Consider the following 18,396-nt stretch of genomic DNA (forward strand, 5'->3'; position numbering starts at 1 on the left):
TCCCCGCCGGCCCGGATCGCTGGTCAGCCGGCCAACGCGGTGAGGGTCAGGGTCGCGCGGTAGCTTCCCTTGTCGATGGTGTTCGGGATCTTCAGGTCGAGGTCGGCGCCCACGACGCCGGCGCCGCGGTCGTGACCCATCGGCGCGGAGCTGAGCACCTGCGAGGTCGACAGGCCGGCACCGCCGTCGTAGCCCGAGCCGACGGCCGCACCCGCGACCGCGCCCGCACCCGGGGTGACGACCTTCGGCGTCCATCCGAGGTACGTGCCCTGGAAGGTCTTGTCACCGTCGACGAAGTCACCCACGGACGCCGAGACCGACCACGCGGCCTTGCTCGCGCGGGTGTCGGTGACGGAGATCGGATTGATCTGACCGGTCGCCTCGAAGTACTGGAGGTTCTTCTCCTCGGCGGTGCCGAGGTCGACCAGTCCGTTGTGCCCGTTGATCGTCCAGCCGAACTCGCCGGGGGCGCCCGAGGGCACGTCGACCTGGATGTCCTGACCGTCGCCGTGGTTGGGGTGGATGGTCACCTCGTCCTGGATCGACCCCACGGCCTCGGCCGGCTTGGTGCCGTTCTCAGGACCGCACCACAGCACCTTGTTCAGCTCCACGGCCGCGTTCGGGGCCGAGCAGTCGCCGGAGCGGATGTTCTGCACGACGAGCTGGTCCTTCTTGACCTGGACCTTGACGTAGGTGCGGACGTGCTCCTGGTTCTGCACGGAGTTGTACCAGTAGTTCGCCGGGTTCAGCGGGTCGGCGCCGTTCCCGGCTCCGCTCGTGCCGCTGCTGTCGGGAGCGGTGATGTCGTAGTACTTCGATCCGGATGCCGAGTTCGCGGTGACGTAGACGACACCGCCGGGGCCCTCGAAGACCTCGTCCTGACCGGGCTTCTCGTCGGCGTTCGCCTTCGCACCGTTCTTGATCTCGTACGAGCGCGAGTAGCTGTGGTCATGACCCTGGAGCACGAGGTCGACGCCGAGCTTGGAGAAGGTGGTCGGGAAGTCCACGCGGCGCACCTTGTTGTCGGCATCCTTCGCGTGATCGGCCGGCGAGTAGATCGCGTGGTGGTAGACGAGCACGGTGTACTTCGCCTCGGCGCCGTGCTTGTTCACGACGTCGGTGACGTACGCCACGTGCGCGTCGTCGCCGCCGCCGCCCTGGGAGGTGGCGTAGCTGTTGCTGTTGAGGTCGATGAACAGCGTGTCCTTGTAGATGAACCAGTAGTCGCCGCCCGACTCGGTGCCGATGCTCGCGGCTCCCTTGCGGTAGTACGCGCCGGTGCGGTCGGTGTTGGGCGTGTAGAGGTGCTGCTCGTAGGCCTTGCCGCCCACGTCGTGGTTTCCGATCGTCGCGACCCACGGGATCTGTCGCAGCTGGTCGGGTGCAAGGAACGCGCTCCACTGGTCCTCGCGGTTGGCGGCGTCGACCTGGTCGCCGCCCGAGACGAGCATCTCGGCCTTCGGGTTGGCGTTGACGGCGACGTTCATCGTGTCCTGCCAGCCCGCTTGGTCCTTCGCGATGTCGCCCGACGAGCCGATCTGCGGGTCGCCGAAGAACAGGAAGTCGTAGTCCCCGTCGAACGACTGCGTCGAAAAGGCGGCGGTCGGCGACCAGTTGCCGTCCGAGCCGACACGGTACGAATACGCGGTGTTCTCGGCGAGACCCGTGATCGTCGCGTGGCGGTTGTAGCCGCCGCTGCCGGCGATGTTGGCGGTACCGGATGCCGAGAAGGTCGTGGCCGACGCCGGGAACCGGCCGTTCACCAGCGACGAGGTCGGCGCGACCTGCACCGACTGCGCGGTGTCGGCCGAGGAGTACCAGGTGACGATGCGCTGCGCTTCGTCGGCCCCGACGCCCAGGATGACGCCGGAGAGCGTCGCCGTGGTGTCGGCGAGGGCGGCCGGTGCCGTCGTCGCGCCCGAGAGCACGAGCGAGACGCCGACGGCGGCCGTTGCGATCCACGCGGCGCGGCGACGCGTGCGCGTCCCGTGCGACGTCGATGCGGAAAGGAGCATGATGATCCGTTTCTCTCTGTGGGGACCCGCGATCGGGCGGGTGTTCCCACGCTCCGCCCGCTCGGTGACGAGCGCGTGAATGGCGGACGCAGCACAGCCATCGAGTCGAGCAACGCCCATCACTCGACGCCGAGGATGCGTTGGACGAACCACACGAGACCGGCGACGGTGACGACCACCGCGAGAAGGCCGCTCGCCCACATCCCGACGCGGGGGAACCGCCGGCGCAGCAGCACGAGCACCGGGAAGACGACGACGATGAGGCCGATCTGCACCGCCTCGATGCCGATGTTGAACACCAGCAGCGACCACAGCAGCGTCCACGACCACGGTTCGTCGATCCCGAGCGCCGACGCGAAGCCGAGTCCGTGCACGAGTCCGAACAGGAAGACCACGCCGACGCGCAGCCACCCCGCGCGATCGAGACGCAGGAAGCCGTGGGCGCGCGACAGATCCTGATCGACCTCACCCCGGCGCCAGAGGCGCCAGAGGTACCAGGCGCCGACCACCGCGATCGACAGGGCGATCGTGGGCTCCACGATCGCAGGAGGAGCGGCGACGACGCCCGTCGCCGCGAGGATGAACGTGACCGAGTGCGCCACGGTGAAGGTGGTCGCGGCGACGACCACCTCGCGCAGACGTCGTGACCCGACGATGAGCGCGAGCAGGAACAGGATGTGGTCGATCCCCGTCAGCAGATGCTCGGCGCCGAGGCGGAAGAACTCCCAGAAGCGCTCGAGCGGCGACTGCGCCGTCGAGAACGACGGATGCTCGGCATCCAGCACCGTGCTGCCCTCGTGCAGGTCGAGCGCGTAGGTGAGGATCGTCTTCGTGTCGGTGACGAAGCCCTCGTCGTCGGGGAAGAGCGACGAGACGACCTCGTGCCCGTTCTCGGACGGCGGGCAGGCGTAGTCGACCTCGAGCACGGCGTAGGGCACGCCCTCCTGCTGCGTCATGGCGATGTCGTCGGCAATGGTCGGGGTGCACGCCGCCGCTCCGGCGACGCGGAACCTCCCGTCCACGTACGACGACACGTCATCGCGGTGCGCCTGGAGGGCGGCGACCTGCGCGTCGGCATCCCGGGCGTCGAAGGCGTCGGTCCCCGCCCGGAACAGGGCGTCGTCCTTCGCGGCATCGGCCGCGGACACGACGAGCAGGTCGTACTCGACCTGCAGCTGGGCGTGCACGACGCCCGGTCCGCCGCTCGACAGGTCGGCGTAGACCACCGACCGGATGCCGTGCGCCGATGCCGGAGCAGCGACGGCGAGGAGGGCGACGGCGGTCGCTGCGACGAACAGGGGGCGGAGCACGCGGCGGATCGTTTCTGACATGGGGTCCCTTCCGTCGCCGAGGATGTCCCGCCGGCGTGAACGGTCGGACGCGGCGGGGCGAACGGAAACGGAACGTGCGCCCGGTGTTCGCCCGCGGGTCACCCGCGTCACGCAGGGTGTCACCGTGAAGCGAAGGATGACGGCCGCGGCGGCGCTCGTGCTGCTGGCGATACTGACCGGCTGCAGCTCGGAGCCCGGGTGGAGCGAGATGCGAGCGGCACCCGCGCCGATCGGCACCCCCGCGGAGGGCTTCTTCCCCCTCACCCCTCCGGCGCCCGAATCGACGCTGAACCCCGAGCCCGGGTCGTGGGACGGCGTGCGCTCGCCCGCGGGGTACCGCGTCGTGCTGCTGACCGTCGGCGACGACGCCCCCACCGCCGTCCTGGTCGACGCGGTGAGGGAGTGGGCCGACGAGACCCGCGCCGACCTGGAGATCGTGCACGCCGACGACGACATGATCGACGGGGCGGTGGCGGCCATGCGGATGAACCCCGATCTCATCATCAGCGCGGGCGATGCCCTGGTCGACCCGCTGGCCACGGTGACGGCGAACCATCTCGACCGGCAGTTCCTCATCGTCGGCGCGGAGCTCGCCGAACCCACCGAGAACGTCACCGCGGCCGACTGGACCGGAGCCGCGTATCGCGGAGAAGGCCTGGGCACGGCGGCGGCCTACGATCCCGCGTCGTTCACCCCGGAGCGCGCGGCCGCGGCGGTGCGCGCCGGGGTGGCGTCGGTGCTCACGGGGCAGCGCGGCATCGTGCTCTGGATGCAGTGACGGCCCGGGCGCTCCCCCGCACGAGACGCGGGTCGGGCGCGAGGCGCGGGCGCGGCTAGGGCGCGAGGCAGCAGCGCGAGGCGAGGGCGCGAGGCGGCGGCGCGACGCCCGGGGGCGCGACGCCCGGGGGCGAGGCCCCGGCGCGAGGCTCGGGCGGCGCGCAGCTCCCGCTCGACACCTCAGCGCGCGCGACGACGCGAACGGGAGATCAGGATGCCGGCGGCCAGCGCCCCGGAGCCGATGACGGCCGCGGCGGCGAGACCCGCGGCATCCCATCCGGTCGCGGGAAGGGACCCGTCGGGCGTCGCGGAAGGCGACGGGCGCCCGGGAGGGGGCGAGGTCGGCGCATCGGTCGGCCCGCCCGTCGGTGTCGCGCGGGCGGCGTCGGGGACCTCGACGACGATGATCTGGGAGTCCCCCGGCGCGCCGCTCTCGGGGGCCGGGGTGGGCGCGCCGGCGCCGGCGAGGGTCAGCGCGATCGCGAACGTGACGACCATGGTGGTGTCCTTTCCGTCTGTCACGGTGGCGGGTCGACGTGGACGCCGGTCCCTTCCCGACCGACCGGCCGGAGAACGCCGGGCGAAAAGGGTTCCAGGCCGAAAGGTGGTCAGCCCACAACCGGTCCCTTAGCGCAGCAGCAAGAAAGCGTCTTCTTTCGTTCATAACGGTCGCAAAAGTGCGCGCGGCCACCCCTAGCGTCATCGCATGGTCCCCCCTTTCGACGCGACGGCCGCGCCCTCCGCCGCGATGACGCCGCCCGCGACTTCACCCGGCGAGCGCACCGAGCCCGGCCTCGTCGCCGGCACGCGCGCCGTGTTCTTCGTGTCGGACAGCACGGGTATCACCGCCGAGACGCTCGGCAGCGCCCTGCTCGCGAACTTCCCGGGGGCGCGCTTCGAGAGGCACACCATCCCCTTCCTCGGCAGCGTCACCGCCGTCGACGCGGTCGTCGCGCGGCTCGTTCGCTCCGCGGCGCAGGGGACGGGCGATGCGCCGATCGTCTTCGCGACGGTGAAGGATGCCGGCATCCGGGGACGTCTCGCCGATGCGGGCGCCGTGGTCATCGACCTGCTGGCCGGGCACCTCAGCGAGCTCGAGGCGGAGCTCGGTGCGACCGCTGAGACCCGCGCGGGGCAGTATCACGGCCTGGGAGATCTCGAGCAGTATTTCCGCCGCATGCGGGCCGTGGAGTTCGCGATCGAGCACGACGACGGACAGAGCGGGCGCGACCTCGCGAGCGCCGACGTGATCATCGTCGCCCCCTCGCGGTGCGGGAAGACCCCCACCACGATGTACCTCGCCCTGCACTACGGGCTGCTCGTGGCGAACTACCCGCTGACCGACGACGACTTCCCGACCGACGGGCTGCCCCGCATCGTCGCGCCCCACGCCGAGCGCTGCTTCGGGCTGACCACGACCGCCCTGCGCCTCAGCCAGGTGCGGCACGAACGCCGCCCGCACTCGACCTACGCCAGCCTCGCCCAGTGCACCCTCGAGATCCGCCGCGCCGAAGACCTCTACCGCCGCACCCACATCCCGTTCCTCAGCTCCGCGACCCGGAGCGTCGAGGAGATGTCCGCCGTGATCCTGCAGTCCATGAACCTGCGGGACCGACCCCGAGAAAGGCCCACCCCATGACCAACATCCTGCGCTTCGACGAGATCGGCATGAGCGACCTCGCCCAGGTCGGCGGCAAGAACGCCTCGCTCGGCGAGATGGTGTCGCACCTGGCATCCGCCGGCATCCGTGTTCCCCCGGGGTTCGCGACCACCTCCGACGCCTTCGCACGGTTCCTCGCGGAGGGCGGGCTCGACGCCCGCATCCGCGCCGCCGTCGAGGGCATCGATGTCGACGATGTAGCAGCCCTCGCCCAACTCGGCGCCCGCGTGCGCGCGTGGATCGAGGAGCAGCCCTTCCCCGACGACCTCGACGCCGACATCCGCGCCGCCTACGCCGCTCTCATCGCGAACGAGACCGACCCGGATGCCGTGACCTGGGCGGTCCGCTCCAGCGCCACCGCGGAGGATCTGCCCGACGCGTCGTTCGCGGGGCAGCAGGAGACCTTCCTCAACATCGGCGGGATCGAGAACATGCTTCAGGCGATCCGCCGGGTCTTCGCCTCGCTCTACAACGACCGCGCGATCGCGTACCGCGCGCACCACGGCTTCGACCACCACGAGGTCGCCCTCTCGGCCGGGGTGCAGCGCATGGTGCGCTCCGATGTCGGCGCCTCGGGCGTGATGTTCACCCTCGACACCGAGTCGGGCTTCGACGACGCGGTCTTCGTGACCAGCTCCTACGGCCTCGGCGAAGCGGTCGTGCAGGGCGCGGTGAACCCCGACGAGTTCTACGTCTACAAGCCGGGCCTGGCCGCCGGCCGCCCCGCGATCCTCAAGCGCAGCGTGGGGGAGAAGGCGATCGCGATGCGGTACTCCGACGGACAGCACGTCGACGGCAGCACGGCCTTCGTCGAGGTGGATGCCGATGACCGCACGCGCTTCTCGATCACCGACGCGGAGGTCGAGGAGCTCGGCCGCATCGCCCTCGTCATCGAGGAGCACTACGGCCGCCCGATGGACATCGAGTGGGGCAGGGACGGAATCGACGGACAGGTGTACGTGCTGCAGGCCCGACCGGAGACCGTGGTGTCGCGGCGGTCGGCGAACGTCCTGAGCCGTTTCGTGCTGGCCGAGCGCAGCGCGGTGCTCGTCGAGGGTCGCGCGATCGGCCAGCGCATCGGCGCAGGCCGCGTGCGTGTGCTCAGCTCGATCGATCAGATGGCCGACTTCGCGCACGGCGACGTGCTCGTGGCCGACATGACCGACCCGGACTGGGAGCCGATCATGAAGCGCGCCTCGGCGATCGTCACCGACCGCGGCGGACGCACCTGCCACGCGGCGATCATCGCGCGTGAGCTCGGCATCCCCGCCGTCGTCGGCACGGGCGTCGCCACGCACGCACTGACGGACGGCCAGGAGGTCACCGTCTCGTGCGCCGAGGGCGACGACGGCCTCGTGTACGACGGCATCCTGGACTTCGCCGAGGAGCAGACCGAGCTCGATCGGATGCCGGCCGCCCCCGTGAAGATGATGATGAACGTCGGCACCCCCGACCAGGCCTTCGCGTTCTCGCGGCTGCCGCACGCGGGCGTCGGGCTCGCGCGGCTCGAGTTCATCATCAACCGTCAGATCGGGATCCACCCGCGGGCGCTGCTCGAGCTCGACCGCCTCGACGGGGCCCTCGCCGACGAGATCCGCGCGCGCATCGCTGCCTACCCCTCGCCCGAGGAGTACTTCATCCGGCGGGTCGCCGAGGGCGTCTCGATGATCGCCGCGGCCTTCGCTCCCGAGCCCGTGATCGTGCGTCTGTCGGACTTCAAGTCGAACGAGTACGCCAACCTGCTCGGCGGCACGCTGTACGAACCCGACGAGGAGAACCCCATGCTCGGCTACCGCGGGGCGGCGCGGTACGTCTCGCCGGAGTTCCGGGCGTGCTTCGACATGGAGTGCGAGGCGCTGCGACGCGTGCGCGACGAGATGGGCCTGACCAATGTGCAGATCATGGTGCCTTTCGTCCGCACGGTCGGCGAAGCGAAGGCCGTCGTCGACCTCCTCGCGCAGAACGGTCTGCGCCGCGGCGAGAACGGCCTGAAGGTCGTCATGATGTGCGAGCTGCCGGCCAACGCGATCCTCGCGGAGCGCTTCCTCGAGCACTTCGACGGCTTCTCGATCGGCTCGAACGACATGACCCAGCTGACCCTGGGCCTCGACCGCGACTCGGCGCTCATGGCATCCGCCTTCGACGAGCGCGACCCGGCGGTGCTGCACCTGCTGGGACTGGCGATCGACGCGTGTCGGCGGCAGGGCAAGTACGTCGGCATCTGCGGGCAGGGACCGAGCGACCACCCCGACTTCGCGCAGTGGCTCGTGGCGCGCGGCATCCAGTCGCTGTCGCTGAACCCCGACACGGTCGTCGAGACCTGGCTCGCCCTCGCGGCGAACGAGCGGCCCAAGGCCGAGATCCTGGCGCAGGCGCACCTGTCGCGGTTGTGAGGGAGGCGGGCCGGGGCGCGTGGGACGTCCCGGCCCGGGGAATCGTCCGCTCGGACGACGGGGATACCTCCCCCGGCCGACGACGCGCGGGGCGCCGCTCGCTGTGATGGAGGTATGACTTCTTCTGCTGTGCTCACCGCCCACGGGCTCGTCAAGAGCTACGGAGACCTGCGTGCCCTCGACGACGTCTCGCTGACCATCCACGCCGGTGAGTCCGTCGCCGTGATGGGTCCGTCGGGATCGGGCAAGACGACGCTGTTGCACTGTCTCGCGGCGGTCATCGCCCCCGACTCCGGCTCGATCGTGCTGTCCGCCCCCGGCGCGGCTTCGCGCGAGCTGGTCGGGCTGTCGGAGGGCGAGCGCGCCCGCGTGCGCCGCGAGGCCCTGGGCTTCGTGTTCCAGCAGCACCTGCTGCTGCCCGAACTGACCGCGGTCGAGAACGCGGCCCTGCCGCTGCTGCTGACGGGCTCGAAACGACAGGATGCCGAACGACACGCCGCCGTGTGGCTGGCCGCGCTCGGACTGGCCGGGCTCGAGGAGCGCCGTATCGGCCAGCTGTCGGGCGGTCAGGCGCAGCGCGTCGCGATCGCCCGCGCCCAGGTGACGGGAGCGCCGGTCGTCTTCGCCGACGAACCGACCGGGGCTCTCGACTCGGCGACCTCGGCCGAGGTTCTCGATGCCCTGCTGCACGCCACGACGGGTCAGGGGCGCACGCTCGTCGTCGTCACGCACGACGCCGACGTCGCCCGCCGGTGCTCGCGCACGGTGCGGGTGAGCGACGGGCGCGTCGTCAGCGACACCGGCGCGGTCGCCTCGGCCGGGGGCGCGCGATGAGCGTCGTCCTGCCCCTGGCACGGCAGCTCACGCGTCCCGCGCGGCAGGGTCGAGCCGCCGTCGCGCTGCCGATCGTCGCGTTCGCCGTCACGACCGCACTGCTGCTCGTGGTCGCCGGAGGAGCGCGGATGTTCCTCGTCGACCCGCGCACCGCGGCCGGGAACGGCCTCTACGGCATCCTCGCGGTGCTCGCCCTGCTGCTGCTCGCCGTCCCGCTCGTCACGCTCGGCGCCGCGGCCGCCCGCCTCACGAGCCGGCGCCGCAACGACCGCCTCGCGACCCTGCGGCTGCTGGGCGCGAGCACGCGCGAGCTGTGGGCGCTCACCGTGCTCGAGGCGACGGCCGTGGCCGCCGTCGGCGCCGTCGCCGGGGTCGCGATCTATGCGGCGCTCCTTCCGCTCGTGGGGCTCCTGCCGTTCTTCGGCGCTCCCGTCGGCGTCGCCGCCGTGGCGATCGACCCACTGCTCGGCCTCGGTGTGCTCGGCGGTGTCATCGTGGTCGGCGCGGCGAGCGCCGCCGCGAGCCTGCGCCGGGTCGCCGTCACCCCGCTCGGGGTGCGGACCCGCAGCGCCGCTCCCCCGTCGCGCACGGCCGCCCTGGTGGTCGGTGGGGTGCTGATCGTCGCCGTCGTGCTGCTGGTGTCGAACTTCTCGGTCGTCGCGCAGCTGCTCGGCCCGGCTGTGGGGATCGCCCTGCTGCTGGGCGTCTTCGCGGGCGCGCTCGCCCTGCTCAATCTCATCGGCGCGCCGATCGTCGCCGCGCGGGGCCGATCGCTGGCGCGTCGCGCGCGCACCGCGTCCGAGCTCATCGCGGGGCGGGAGCTCGCCGCGCACGCGGGCCCGGCCTGGCGGCGCGTGTCGGGGATGGCCATCGTCGCCTTCATCGCGGTCGTGGCCGGGTGCGGACTGTCGATCGTCGACGTCGCGGGCGACGCCGGACCGACCACCCTGATGACCGACATCCGCACGGGAGTCCTGGTCACGCTCGGCATCGCGTTCCTCCTGCTCGCCTGCGCCGTGGGGGTGACGCAGGCGGCGTCGGTGCTCGAGGAGCGCGAGCTGATCGTCGGGCTCGACCGTCTCGGCATCCCGGATGCCGAGCTGCGGCGCGCACGTCGACTCACGGTCATGGTGCCGTTGCGGTGGGCGGCGGGAGGCGGTGCCGCGCTCGGGCTGATGATGGCGTTCCCGATCGTGGGGATCAGCCTGCTCGTCGCGCCCCTGTCGGTGCTGACCATCGTCGCGACCTTCGCCGGCGGCTTCGCGCTGGTGCGCGCGGCGCTGGCCTCGACCCGGCCGATCGTCGACGGCATCCGCCGCGAGACGGTCTGAGCCCGAAGACCCCCGCCCGCCGCACACGCGAGCGGGCGGGCGAGGCCGCGGACCGGGAGGGTATGTTGGGGGCTCCTCCCGGCCCGCGGGTCTCATCGAACGCCGACGCCCTTCCGGCGTTCGGCGCGGGTCACGGGTGCGGCGACCTTCTCGGTCACCTCCGTGGTCTGCACGCCCGCGGCTTCGGCATCCGTCACCTTCGGCTTGCGGGGCCACCAGAACCGGTCGCCGGCGATGAACGCCATGGCCGGCACGATGACCGTGCGCACGAGCAGCGTGTCGATCAACACGCCGATGCAGACGATGATGCCGATCTGCGTGAGCGTGATGAGCGGCAGTACGCCCAGCACCGCGAACACCGCGGCGAGCAGGATGCCGGCGCTCGTGATCACCGCGCCGGTCGCGGCGAGCGCGCGGATCATGCCCTGCGTGGTGCCGAGCGTGCGGCTCTCCTCCTGCGCGCGGGTGACGAGGAAGATGCTGTAGTCGACGCCGAGGGCGACCAGGAACAGGAAGCTGAACAGCAGCACGTTCGTGTCGATCGCGGGGAAGCCGAACAGCGGCGTCTGGAACAGCCACCACGCCGCCCCCACCGCCGAGAAGAAGCTGGCGACGACGGCGAGGAGCAGCAGGATCGGCGCCAGGAGGGCGCGCAGCAGGATCACCAGCACGATGAAGACCAACACGAGGATCAGCGGGATGATCAGGTCTTGATCGCGCTGCTGGGCTCCGGCGACATCGAGGGCCTGGGCGTCGAGCCCGCCGACGAGCGCCTCGCCGGAGCCGACCGTGTCGAGGTCGGCGCGCAGTCGTTCGATGGTCGCGAAGGCCTCGGGGGTCTCGGCGGACGACGAGAGCGTGACGTCGACGCGAGCCCAGTCGCCGTTCTCCTCGGCGAGGCGGGCGGAGTCGACGCCCTCGATCCCGCTCGCCGCCGCCACGACCGCGTCGGCGTCGGCCACGGGCGCGACCACGGTCGCCGGGGAGGTGGCGCCGGCCGAGAACGCCTCCGCGAGCACCTCCTGGCCCGTCACGGCGTCGGGCTTCTGCAGGAAGCGGTCGTTCTGCGACAGACCCGTCTGCACGAAGAACAGTCCGCTCGCGAGCGCTCCGAGCACGACCGCCCCGCTCAGCGCGACCACGACAGGGCGACGCGAGACCCCGCGACCGAGCTTCCCCCACGGGCTGCGCGAGATGGCATCCGGCGAGCCGAAGCGCGGGACGTAGGGCCAGAACAACCAGCGACCGAACAGCACGAGAGCGGCCGGCAGCACGAGGAGGGCGAACGCCATCGCCACGATGATGCCGACCGCGCACGCCAGTCCGAGCGCGCGGTTGCCCGACAGCTCGCCGAGCAGCAGCGTTGCGAGGGCCAGCGCCACCGTGGAACCGCTGGCGATGATCGCCGGGCCGGCGCCGCGGACGGCGCGACGCATGGCCTCGCGCCGGTCTTCGGCCGATCGCAGCTCGTCACGGTAGCGGGCGATGAGCAGAAGGGCGTAGTTGGTGCCCGCGCCGAACACGAGCACCGACAGGATGCCGGTGATCGACGCGTCGAGCTGCACCCCCACCGCGGCCGCGACGCGGCGCGCGACGATGCCGGCCGACGCGTCGGCGGTGCCGATGACGATGAGCGGAACGAGCCAGAGCCACGGGCTGCGGTAGGTGATGAGCAGCAGCACGGCGACGACGATGACGGTGGTCAGCAGGAGGGTGAAGTCGGCGCCGTCGAACACGGCGGCGATGTCGACCTCGAAGCCCTCGGGGCCGGTGAGGTACGTGCGCACCCCGTCGAGGCCGTCGGCGGCGAGCGTGCGGATCTCAGCGGCGCGCTCGGCCTGGGCCTCGACGTCGGCCTCGGGAGCGAGGGGCACGACCAGCAGGGCGACGGTGCCGTCTTCCGACACCTGCGGCGGCGGGATGAAACCCTCGGGCGTCAGGTCGACGAGGTCTCCGAACGCCTTCTGCTGGATGGCGGCGACCGTCTCGGCGGGGAGAGCCTCGCCGTCGTCGGAGGCGAACACGACCAGCGCCGAGGTGGTGTCGGCGTCGGGGAAGGTGTCGAGCACCTTCTGCACCTGCACGGACTCGGCCGTGTCGGGCAGACCCGTGGCCGGAGCCGTGTCGCTCGTCGCGCCCGAGCCGAGGGCGAACAGCGCCGCGACGCCCGCGAACGCCACGACGAGCACGATCCACGACGTGCGGGCCGAGGTGAGGAAACGGAGGAAGCCGGTCATGGGGGGCCTTCGCTAGATTTTGGAGAATCTCGATTATCGAGATACGAGAAAGGTAGCCCAATCACGCGTAGAGTGCCAGTCATGGAAGAGCCGAACCCTTCCTCCCCACCCCCCGTCGTCGGCGGCGTCGCCGTGCCGCCCACGCGGCGCCCGACCGCGCTCGTGCGCGACCTCTTCACCGCCGGATCGCTCTTCGAGAAAGCGCTGCAGCGTGAACTCGCCGTCAATCCGACGGGCCTGGATGCCATGGGCCACCTCGTCATGTCGGGCCCCCTCTCTCCGGGGGAGCTCTCGCGACGCCTCGACCTCACGACGGCCGCCACCACCGCCGCGATCGACCGCCTCGTCGACCTCGGACACGTCACGCGCACCCCGCACCCCACCGACCGCCGGAGCGTCCTCGTGGTGCCCACCGACACCTCGATGGCCCGCGCGATGGGGCACCTGATGCCGATGATCGCGAGCGTCGACGCCGTGCTCGACGAGTTCAGCGACGAGGAGCAGGACGTCATCACCCGCTACCTCGAGCGCGTGATCGCCTCGTACGGCATCCCCGACGACGGAGCGATCCCGTCGATGGCGGTCCCGCGCTCGACGCACTGACCCGAGCCGCGCGCCTCCCGCCGCCGCGCGCCCGCGCGTTGGGGTCGCCGCCCGCCGCGCGTGCGTCGCCGCCCGCCGCGGGCGCTTCTGCCGCGCCGGCAACGAGCCCCGGCATCCCGCCGAGTGTCCACGACACCCGGGCGGGATTCTCCGGCGTCCGGGTTTCGTGGACACTCGCTGCGCCCGCGCGGCCGCGGCCGCGCCGGTTCGACGCCCGACCCCACCGAGGAACCCCCGGCGCGACTGCTACCGTGCGGGAGTGCTTCCGGATGCCCCCGCCCCACGCCGTATCCGCGTCTCGGCCGCGGTGATCACCGACGCCGACGGTCGCCTGCTCGTCGTGCGCAAGGCCGGCACGACCGCATTCATGCAGCCCGGCGGCAAGCCCGAGCCGGGCGAGAACCCGGCCGAAACGCTCGTGCGCGAGCTCGCCGAGGAGATCGGCGTGCGCGTCGCCCCCGACGCCCTCGAGTCGCTCGGAGAGTTCAGCGCCTCCGCGGCCAACGAGCCCGGCTTCGAGGTGGTCGCCGACGTGTTCCGCGTCGACATCGGCTCCCAGCAGCCGACCCCGGATGCCGAGATCGCTGAGCTCCGCTGGGTCACCGCCGCGACGGCATCCGGGATCGAGATCGCCCCGCTCGCGCGGGAGTACTTCCTGCCGGCCTGACGCCGCGGGCGTACCGGACCCTTCGACAGGCTCAGGGACCTGACGATGCAGCTCGGCGGGCCCCCGGACCCGTCGACAGGCCCAGGGTCCTCACGCCGCGGCGTTCGCCCGGCGACTCACCAGCTGCTCTTGCGGTAGTCCTTCAAGAAGATGCCGAACAGGTCTTCGCCGGCCTCGCCGCGCACGATCGGGTCGTACACGCGCGCAGCGCCGTCGACGAGGTCGAGCGGGGCGTGGAAGCCCTCCTCGGCCAGGCGCACCTTGGTGAAGTGCGGGCGCTCGTCGGTGATCCAGCCGGTGTCGACGGCGGTCATCAGGATGCGGTCGTTCTCGAACATCTCGCGGGCGCTCGTGCGCGTGAGCATGTTCAGCGCGGCCTTGGCCATGTTCGTGTGCGGGTGGCCGGGGCCCTTGTAGCCGCGACCGAACACGCCCTCCATCGCCGAGACGTTGACGATGTATTTGCGGTCGAACGTGGATGCCGCCATCGCGGGCCGCAGGCGACTGACCAGCAGGAACGGCGCGGTCATGTTCGCCAGCTGCACCTCGAGCATCTCGAGGGGCTCGACCTGGTCGACGTGCTGCGTCCAGCTGTTGATGCGGTCCTCGTCGGGGATGAGGCCGCCCGCGTCGATCGCCGTCCCGGTCATCAGCCGCTCGAGCGACGACGAGCCCGCCGCCATCGCCTCGGCGGTCAGCTCGTCGGCCGTGCGGGCGGCAGACGCGAGGATCGGGTGCGCCGACACCGACTGCGCGAGCGCGAGCGGGTGGGCGTCGTTCGTGTGGCCGAAGGTGACGAGCTCGGGCAGCGGTCCGTCGGGGAGCGGTGCCAGTTCGGCATCCACCAGGGGTTTGTAGGCTCCCGGCGAGCGCCGCACGGTTTGAGCTGCGTTGTTGATGAGGATGTCGAGCGGACCATCGGATGCCACCGACTCGGCGAGCCCGATCACCTGCGCCGGGTCGCGCAGGTCGATGCCGACCACCTTGAGGCGGTGCAGCCAGTCCGCGCTGTCGGGCAGCGACGAGAACCGGCGCACCGCATCGCGCGGGAAGCGCGTGGTGATGGTCGTGTGCGCGCCGTCGCGCAGCAAGCGCAGGGCGATGTACATGCCGATCTTGGCGCGACCGCCGGTCAGCAGGGCCCGGCGCCCGGTGAGGTCGGTGCGGGCGTCGCGCTTCTCGTGGCTCATCGACGCGCAGTCGGGGCAGAGCTGGTGATAGAACGCGTCGACGAGGGTGTAGTCCTCTTTGCAGATGTAGCAGGCGCGCGCCTTGATCAGCTCGCCCGCGAACGGCATCTCGGTGCGCGCCTGCAGCGGGATGCCACGGGTCTCGTCGTCGATGCGATCGGGAGCGCCGGTGGCGGTGGCGGCCACGACCGCGCGGTCGGCGTCGGCGATGCGCTGGCGCTTCTCCTTGCGCGACTGCCGCTTGACGTCCTTGTAGAGCTTGCCGGTCCGACGGCGCAGGGCGATGTAGGCGGGGTCGTCGTGGTCGAGCGAGGAGGCGGCGTCGATGACGCGCAGCGCGATCTCGAGCTCGTACGGGTCGATGGTGGTCGACCGCGCGACATCGCGGTCGGGGTTCAGCAGTGTTTCGGGCACGGGGCAGTGTATCGAGGCCTTGCTGAACGACCGGTGGGCCCGGGCGTGTCGCGGACCGGGCGCGGCTGGCCCCGCGCGACCCCGCGCCTCTCGAGAACAGGCGATCGTGCGAGGACAGGACGGTCCGGCCCCGTTCCACCGCGATCCCCTGTCCGGGCGTGTGCACGCAGACGCGCTACAGCTTCCCCCCGTCGACCCACCGCGTGTGCGCCTTCAGCGCGTGCAGCACGGCAAGGCGCACGACGAAATACAGGGCCGCCCCGATGACGACGAGGCCGACGCCCCACACGAGCAGAAGGATCAGGGCGTGGGCACCGGTGAGCGCGGAGAACATCCGGCGAGCCTAGCGAGCAGCCTCGACCCGGGCCATGGTCGCTGCGCGTTCCGTCCGCGTCTTCCGTGACGTGTCGTACCGCAGCAGCCACCGCTGCGCGGGCACCTCGACCACCTTGTGCATCACGAACGCCAGGGCGAGCGCGATCCCGAACGCGGCGAGCGCGAGCAGAACCGCACGGCGCCACGGCAGCTGCGGGTGCCCGTCGGGCCACGCAGACGACACCGACGCGATCACCAGCAGATGCACGAGGTAGAAGGCGAACGACACGCGCCCGAGTTCCTGCCAGAGCGGACGGGCGAGGAACGTCGACGAGCGGTGCGCATCGGCCGAGGCCAGCGAGGCCACGAGCAGAGCGAAGGCCCCGACGGTCACCGCGAGACCGGGGTGCACGTCGGTGCCGGGCAGCGTCGGCGCCTCCGACAGGGCGTAGCCGACGACCGCGAGCGGCAGCACGAAGCGCACCCGAGGTGGCATCCACGCCCCGCGCTTCACGAGCAGCGCGAGGGTGACGCCGACGACGAACTCCGGCAGCCGCAGGAGGGGAGTGGATGCCGCCGACATCGGCACCGGCGAGAGCGCGGCGATCTGCGGGGCCAGCGCGACGAGCGCGAGCGCGACGCCGACGGTGATCGTCTGGGAACGGGCGGAGAGCCGCACGAGCGGGCGGATGAGGAACGGGAAGCTGAGGTAGAAGAACGCCTCGCACACGAGCGACCAGCTGGCGGGGTTGCCGGCCTGCCACCAGTCGGGCACCCACCCGTTGATCAGCAGCACATTCGCCGCGAGGGGGGCGGCGCCGTCGGTGCGGATCTCGGGCACGAGGGTCGCGGCGGCGGCGAGCGCGAGACCGACGCCCACGAGGTGCAGCGGGTAGATGCGCGCGAAGCGGTGCCACCAGAACGAGCCCGCGCTCTGCTGCGGCTTGAAGCCCCAGGCCAGCACGAACCCCGAGAGGATGAAGAAGAGCGTGACGCCGGTCTTCCCGGCCTCGAAGACGAAGGCCCACACGTCGCCGGCCGTTCCGCCGAAGTACTCGACCGCCATGAGGTGGTGACCGAAGATGAGCATCGCGGTCGCCCAGCGAAGGCCCGTGAGCGAGGGAAGGTGGCGCGCCGCCGTCGGAGCTGCGGATGCCGACGGCACGGCCTGGACGCGAGGGGTCGCCATCGTGGTCATGCCGTCGCCTCCCGTCTCGTCGTCGTTCGTCCGGCGCGCGATACGGGCGCTCGTCGACGACGTCGTTGGGTCGACCTGAGCACGTGGAGTCGCGCAGACCGGGTGAGACGGTACTGGACCGGGTTGTGGAGATCCCTGAGAGGGGTGGGGGCTTGACGGAAGGTCTCGCGGCGGGTTTCCGCGGAATCACGGGACGGAACGGCCGCCCTCCCCGGCGGGCGGGGGCCGATCGTTCGCCCGCGAGGACCGGCGCGCGCCCCCTCCCCCGGCATCCGATGCGGGCCGGCACCGCCCTTCCCCGCCCCGCACCCGTCCCGGTAGCCTGGCGCTTCCATGACGATCGGGAGACACGGATGACGACAGGCTCCCTGCGGAACCTCCCACCCGAGACCCGCGTGCGGCGCGCCCGGATCTTCGCGTACGTGGTGGGCGTTCTGTTCGTGGTCGGCGGCGCCGGCTTCCTCGCGATCAGCGGCGGATCCCCGCTCTTCCTCGTCGCCGCGGCGACGATGTTCGCCCTGGCGATCCTGATGATCGTCGCCGTCCACCGCGCCTCCCCCGCGACGCGCGCGATCGCTCTCGCCGTGGCCGCGCTCGGCGTGGTCGTGGGCTTCGTCGTGGCGTTCGCGACGTCGTCGACCGACACCGGGTCACCGCTGGTGTCGATGATCGGTGTCGCGCCGGTCCTGCTGATCGGGGCGTTCCTCGTGCACCTGCTCTCGCGGGCCGTCGAGGTGCACCGGGGCTGACCCGGGTCAGTCCTCGTCGGGCATCGCCCGCTGCGCCACCACGCGCCGCGCCTCGACCACCGCTTCGGCGAACTCGGTGTCGGGGTCGTCCATCACGATCGCCGTCGCCCGCGCGTGCGCGCTCACGACGTCGTAGGGCGAGGCGGCCGCGCGCTCGACGGCGGCTTCGGCGCGGTACCCGATGGCCGCGAACGCGCGGCTCAGGCTCCGCTGGGTGTCGTGGTCGCCCCGGCCGAACTGGGTCGCGAGCTCGTCGGCGAGCGACTCGTGGGCGTCGTCGGGAACGAGCCCGGATGCCGTGCGCCACGCTGCCCGCGCCACCTCGGGATGCCGATCGCGCAGCACCACCGGCGTGATCACGGCGAACGCAGCGGGGTCGCCGATCTTCGACAGCGTGTGCAGGGCCTGGCTCCGCGCCTGCGGGACCTCGGATGCCACCTCGGGCAGCAGCTCCGCGACGGTCCGGGTCGCGTCGTGACGCGTGAGCGCCCACGTGAGCATGTCGCGCACGAAGAAGTCGGGCTCCACCGCGCACCGGGCAACGAGCTCGGCGATGTAGCTGTCGTCGGGCCGCGTCCCCGCGGCGAGCGCCGCTTGCAGCCGCGCGGAGGCGTCGGAGTGCGCGAGCGCCGCGCGCAGGCGGTCGGCGGGGGTGGTGTCGGTCATCGTGGTTCCAGGGTTT

The 18,396-nt window shown here is 71.8% G+C and carries 16 protein-coding genes; 8 read left to right on the forward strand and 8 right to left on the reverse strand.

All coding sequences use genetic code 11. The annotated features are described in order from the left end of the window. Positions 1-23: 23 nt before the first annotated feature. On the reverse strand, positions 24-2,015 hold the full coding sequence (locus AB0230_RS15300) for a metallophosphoesterase family protein (RefSeq protein ID WP_366376651.1): 1,992 nt from the start codon (positions 2,013-2,015) through the stop codon (positions 24-26). Positions 2,016-2,134: 119 nt separating this feature from the next. After that, the gene (locus tag AB0230_RS15305) at positions 2,135-3,346 is read right to left on the reverse strand and encodes a HupE/UreJ family protein (protein ID WP_366376653.1); all 1,212 of its coding nucleotides are present in this window, start codon (positions 3,344-3,346) and stop codon (positions 2,135-2,137) included. Between the two features lie 124 nt (positions 3,347-3,470). Here AB0230_RS15305 and AB0230_RS15310 point away from each other — a divergent pair, with 124 nt between their 5' ends. Next, positions 3,471-4,124, forward strand: coding sequence for a hypothetical protein (locus tag AB0230_RS15310; protein WP_366376655.1), 654 nt, complete (start codon positions 3,471-3,473; stop codon positions 4,122-4,124). A 179-nt stretch (positions 4,125-4,303) separates the two neighbouring features. On the opposite strand, the gene AB0230_RS15315 is transcribed toward AB0230_RS15310, so the two are convergent. Continuing rightward, positions 4,304-4,621 (reverse strand): LPXTG cell wall anchor domain-containing protein, encoded by a 318-nt coding sequence (locus AB0230_RS15315; RefSeq protein ID WP_366376657.1) that lies wholly within the window; start codon positions 4,619-4,621, stop codon positions 4,304-4,306. A gap of 208 nt (positions 4,622-4,829) precedes the next feature. Between AB0230_RS15315 and AB0230_RS15320 the strand changes: the two genes are divergently transcribed. The 4 genes from AB0230_RS15320 to AB0230_RS15335 all read left to right on the forward strand — a co-directional run bounded on the left by AB0230_RS15320 (position 4,830) and on the right by AB0230_RS15335 (position 10,341). Further along, positions 4,830-5,762, forward strand: a complete 933-nt coding sequence (locus AB0230_RS15320) for a pyruvate, water dikinase regulatory protein (RefSeq protein WP_366376659.1) — start codon at positions 4,830-4,832, stop codon at positions 5,760-5,762. Further along, complete coding sequence (ppsA, locus tag AB0230_RS15325; RefSeq protein ID WP_366376661.1) at positions 5,759-8,176, forward strand: phosphoenolpyruvate synthase; 2,418 nt, start codon at positions 5,759-5,761, stop codon at positions 8,174-8,176. Before AB0230_RS15320 ends, ppsA begins: the two co-directional genes overlap by 4 nt. Positions 8,177-8,290: 114 nt before the next feature. Then, positions 8,291-9,010, forward strand: coding sequence for an ABC transporter ATP-binding protein (locus AB0230_RS15330; protein ID WP_366376663.1), 720 nt, complete (start codon positions 8,291-8,293; stop codon positions 9,008-9,010). Then, a complete protein-coding gene (locus AB0230_RS15335) occupies positions 9,007-10,341 on the forward strand; it encodes an FtsX-like permease family protein (RefSeq protein ID WP_366376665.1) in 1,335 nt (444 codons plus the stop codon). Before AB0230_RS15330 ends, AB0230_RS15335 begins: the two co-directional genes overlap by 4 nt. A 92-nt stretch (positions 10,342-10,433) precedes the next feature. Here the strand turns inward: AB0230_RS15335 and AB0230_RS15340 are convergent, their stop codons facing one another. After that, positions 10,434-12,578 (reverse strand): MMPL family transporter, encoded by a 2,145-nt coding sequence (locus AB0230_RS15340; RefSeq protein ID WP_366376667.1) that lies wholly within the window; start codon positions 12,576-12,578, stop codon positions 10,434-10,436. Between the two features lie 81 nt (positions 12,579-12,659). On the opposite strand from AB0230_RS15340, the gene AB0230_RS15345 reads away from it, so the two are divergent. After that, positions 12,660-13,181, forward strand: a complete 522-nt coding sequence (locus AB0230_RS15345) for a MarR family transcriptional regulator (RefSeq protein ID WP_315994194.1) — start codon at positions 12,660-12,662, stop codon at positions 13,179-13,181. 259 nt (positions 13,182-13,440) lie between these two features. Beyond that, positions 13,441-13,848: an NUDIX domain-containing protein gene (locus AB0230_RS15350; RefSeq protein ID WP_366376670.1), complete on the forward strand. Its 408-nt coding sequence runs from the start codon at positions 13,441-13,443 to the stop codon at positions 13,846-13,848. A 116-nt stretch (positions 13,849-13,964) separates the two neighbouring features. On the opposite strand, the gene AB0230_RS15355 is transcribed toward AB0230_RS15350, so the two are convergent. The 3 genes from AB0230_RS15355 to AB0230_RS15365 all read right to left on the reverse strand — a co-directional run bounded on the left by AB0230_RS15355 (position 13,965) and on the right by AB0230_RS15365 (position 16,965). Beyond that, positions 13,965-15,452: an SDR family NAD(P)-dependent oxidoreductase gene (locus AB0230_RS15355; RefSeq protein WP_366376672.1), complete on the reverse strand. Its 1,488-nt coding sequence runs from the start codon at positions 15,450-15,452 to the stop codon at positions 13,965-13,967. A gap of 175 nt (positions 15,453-15,627) precedes the next feature. After that, positions 15,628-15,786 (reverse strand): hypothetical protein, encoded by a 159-nt coding sequence (locus tag AB0230_RS15360; protein WP_366376674.1) that lies wholly within the window; start codon positions 15,784-15,786, stop codon positions 15,628-15,630. Between the two features lie 9 nt (positions 15,787-15,795). After that, positions 15,796-16,965 carry an acyltransferase gene (locus AB0230_RS15365; RefSeq protein WP_366376676.1) on the reverse strand — a complete coding sequence of 390 codons (1,170 nt, stop codon included), beginning with the start codon at positions 16,963-16,965 and terminating at the stop codon, positions 15,796-15,798. Positions 16,966-17,318: 353 nt separating this feature from the next. Here AB0230_RS15365 and AB0230_RS15370 point away from each other — a divergent pair, with 353 nt between their 5' ends. After that, a complete protein-coding gene (locus tag AB0230_RS15370; RefSeq protein WP_366376678.1) occupies positions 17,319-17,714 on the forward strand; it encodes a hypothetical protein in 396 nt (131 codons plus the stop codon). Between the two features lie 6 nt (positions 17,715-17,720). Here the strand turns inward: AB0230_RS15370 and AB0230_RS15375 are convergent, their stop codons facing one another. After that, positions 17,721-18,380: a HEAT repeat domain-containing protein gene (locus AB0230_RS15375; RefSeq protein WP_366376680.1), complete on the reverse strand. Its 660-nt coding sequence runs from the start codon at positions 18,378-18,380 to the stop codon at positions 17,721-17,723. Positions 18,381-18,396 lie beyond the last annotated feature (16 nt).

The sequence above is a fragment of the Microbacterium sp. NPDC089190 genome, assembly GCF_040701795.1.
GTDB classification, from domain to species: domain Bacteria; phylum Actinomycetota; class Actinomycetes; order Actinomycetales; family Microbacteriaceae; genus Microbacterium; species Microbacterium galbum.

Bases quoted from the DNA above. Each gene is read 5' to 3' on its own strand.
- AB0230_RS15300 (WP_366376651.1), bottom strand. From the start codon at position 2,015: ATGCTCCTTTCCGCATCGACGTCGCACGGGACGCGCACGCGTCGCCGC.
- AB0230_RS15305 (WP_366376653.1), bottom strand. From the start codon at position 3,346: ATGTCAGAAACGATCCGCCGCGTGCTCCGCCCCCTGTTCGTCGCAGCG.
- AB0230_RS15315 (WP_366376657.1), bottom strand. From the start codon at position 4,621: ATGGTCGTCACGTTCGCGATCGCGCTGACCCTCGCCGGCGCCGGCGCG.
- AB0230_RS15320 (WP_366376659.1), top strand. From the start codon at position 4,830: ATGGTCCCCCCTTTCGACGCGACGGCCGCGCCCTCCGCCGCGATGACG.
- ppsA (WP_366376661.1), top strand. From the start codon at position 5,759: ATGACCAACATCCTGCGCTTCGACGAGATCGGCATGAGCGACCTCGCC.
- AB0230_RS15330 (WP_366376663.1), top strand. From the start codon at position 8,291: ATGACTTCTTCTGCTGTGCTCACCGCCCACGGGCTCGTCAAGAGCTAC.
- AB0230_RS15335 (WP_366376665.1), top strand. From the start codon at position 9,007: ATGAGCGTCGTCCTGCCCCTGGCACGGCAGCTCACGCGTCCCGCGCGG.
- AB0230_RS15340 (WP_366376667.1), bottom strand. From the start codon at position 12,578: ATGACCGGCTTCCTCCGTTTCCTCACCTCGGCCCGCACGTCGTGGATC.
- AB0230_RS15345 (WP_315994194.1), top strand. From the start codon at position 12,660: ATGGAAGAGCCGAACCCTTCCTCCCCACCCCCCGTCGTCGGCGGCGTC.
- AB0230_RS15360 (WP_366376674.1), bottom strand. From the start codon at position 15,786: ATGTTCTCCGCGCTCACCGGTGCCCACGCCCTGATCCTTCTGCTCGTG.
- AB0230_RS15365 (WP_366376676.1), bottom strand. From the start codon at position 16,965: ATGACCACGATGGCGACCCCTCGCGTCCAGGCCGTGCCGTCGGCATCC.
- AB0230_RS15370 (WP_366376678.1), top strand. From the start codon at position 17,319: ATGACGACAGGCTCCCTGCGGAACCTCCCACCCGAGACCCGCGTGCGG.
- AB0230_RS15375 (WP_366376680.1), bottom strand. From the start codon at position 18,380: ATGACCGACACCACCCCCGCCGACCGCCTGCGCGCGGCGCTCGCGCAC.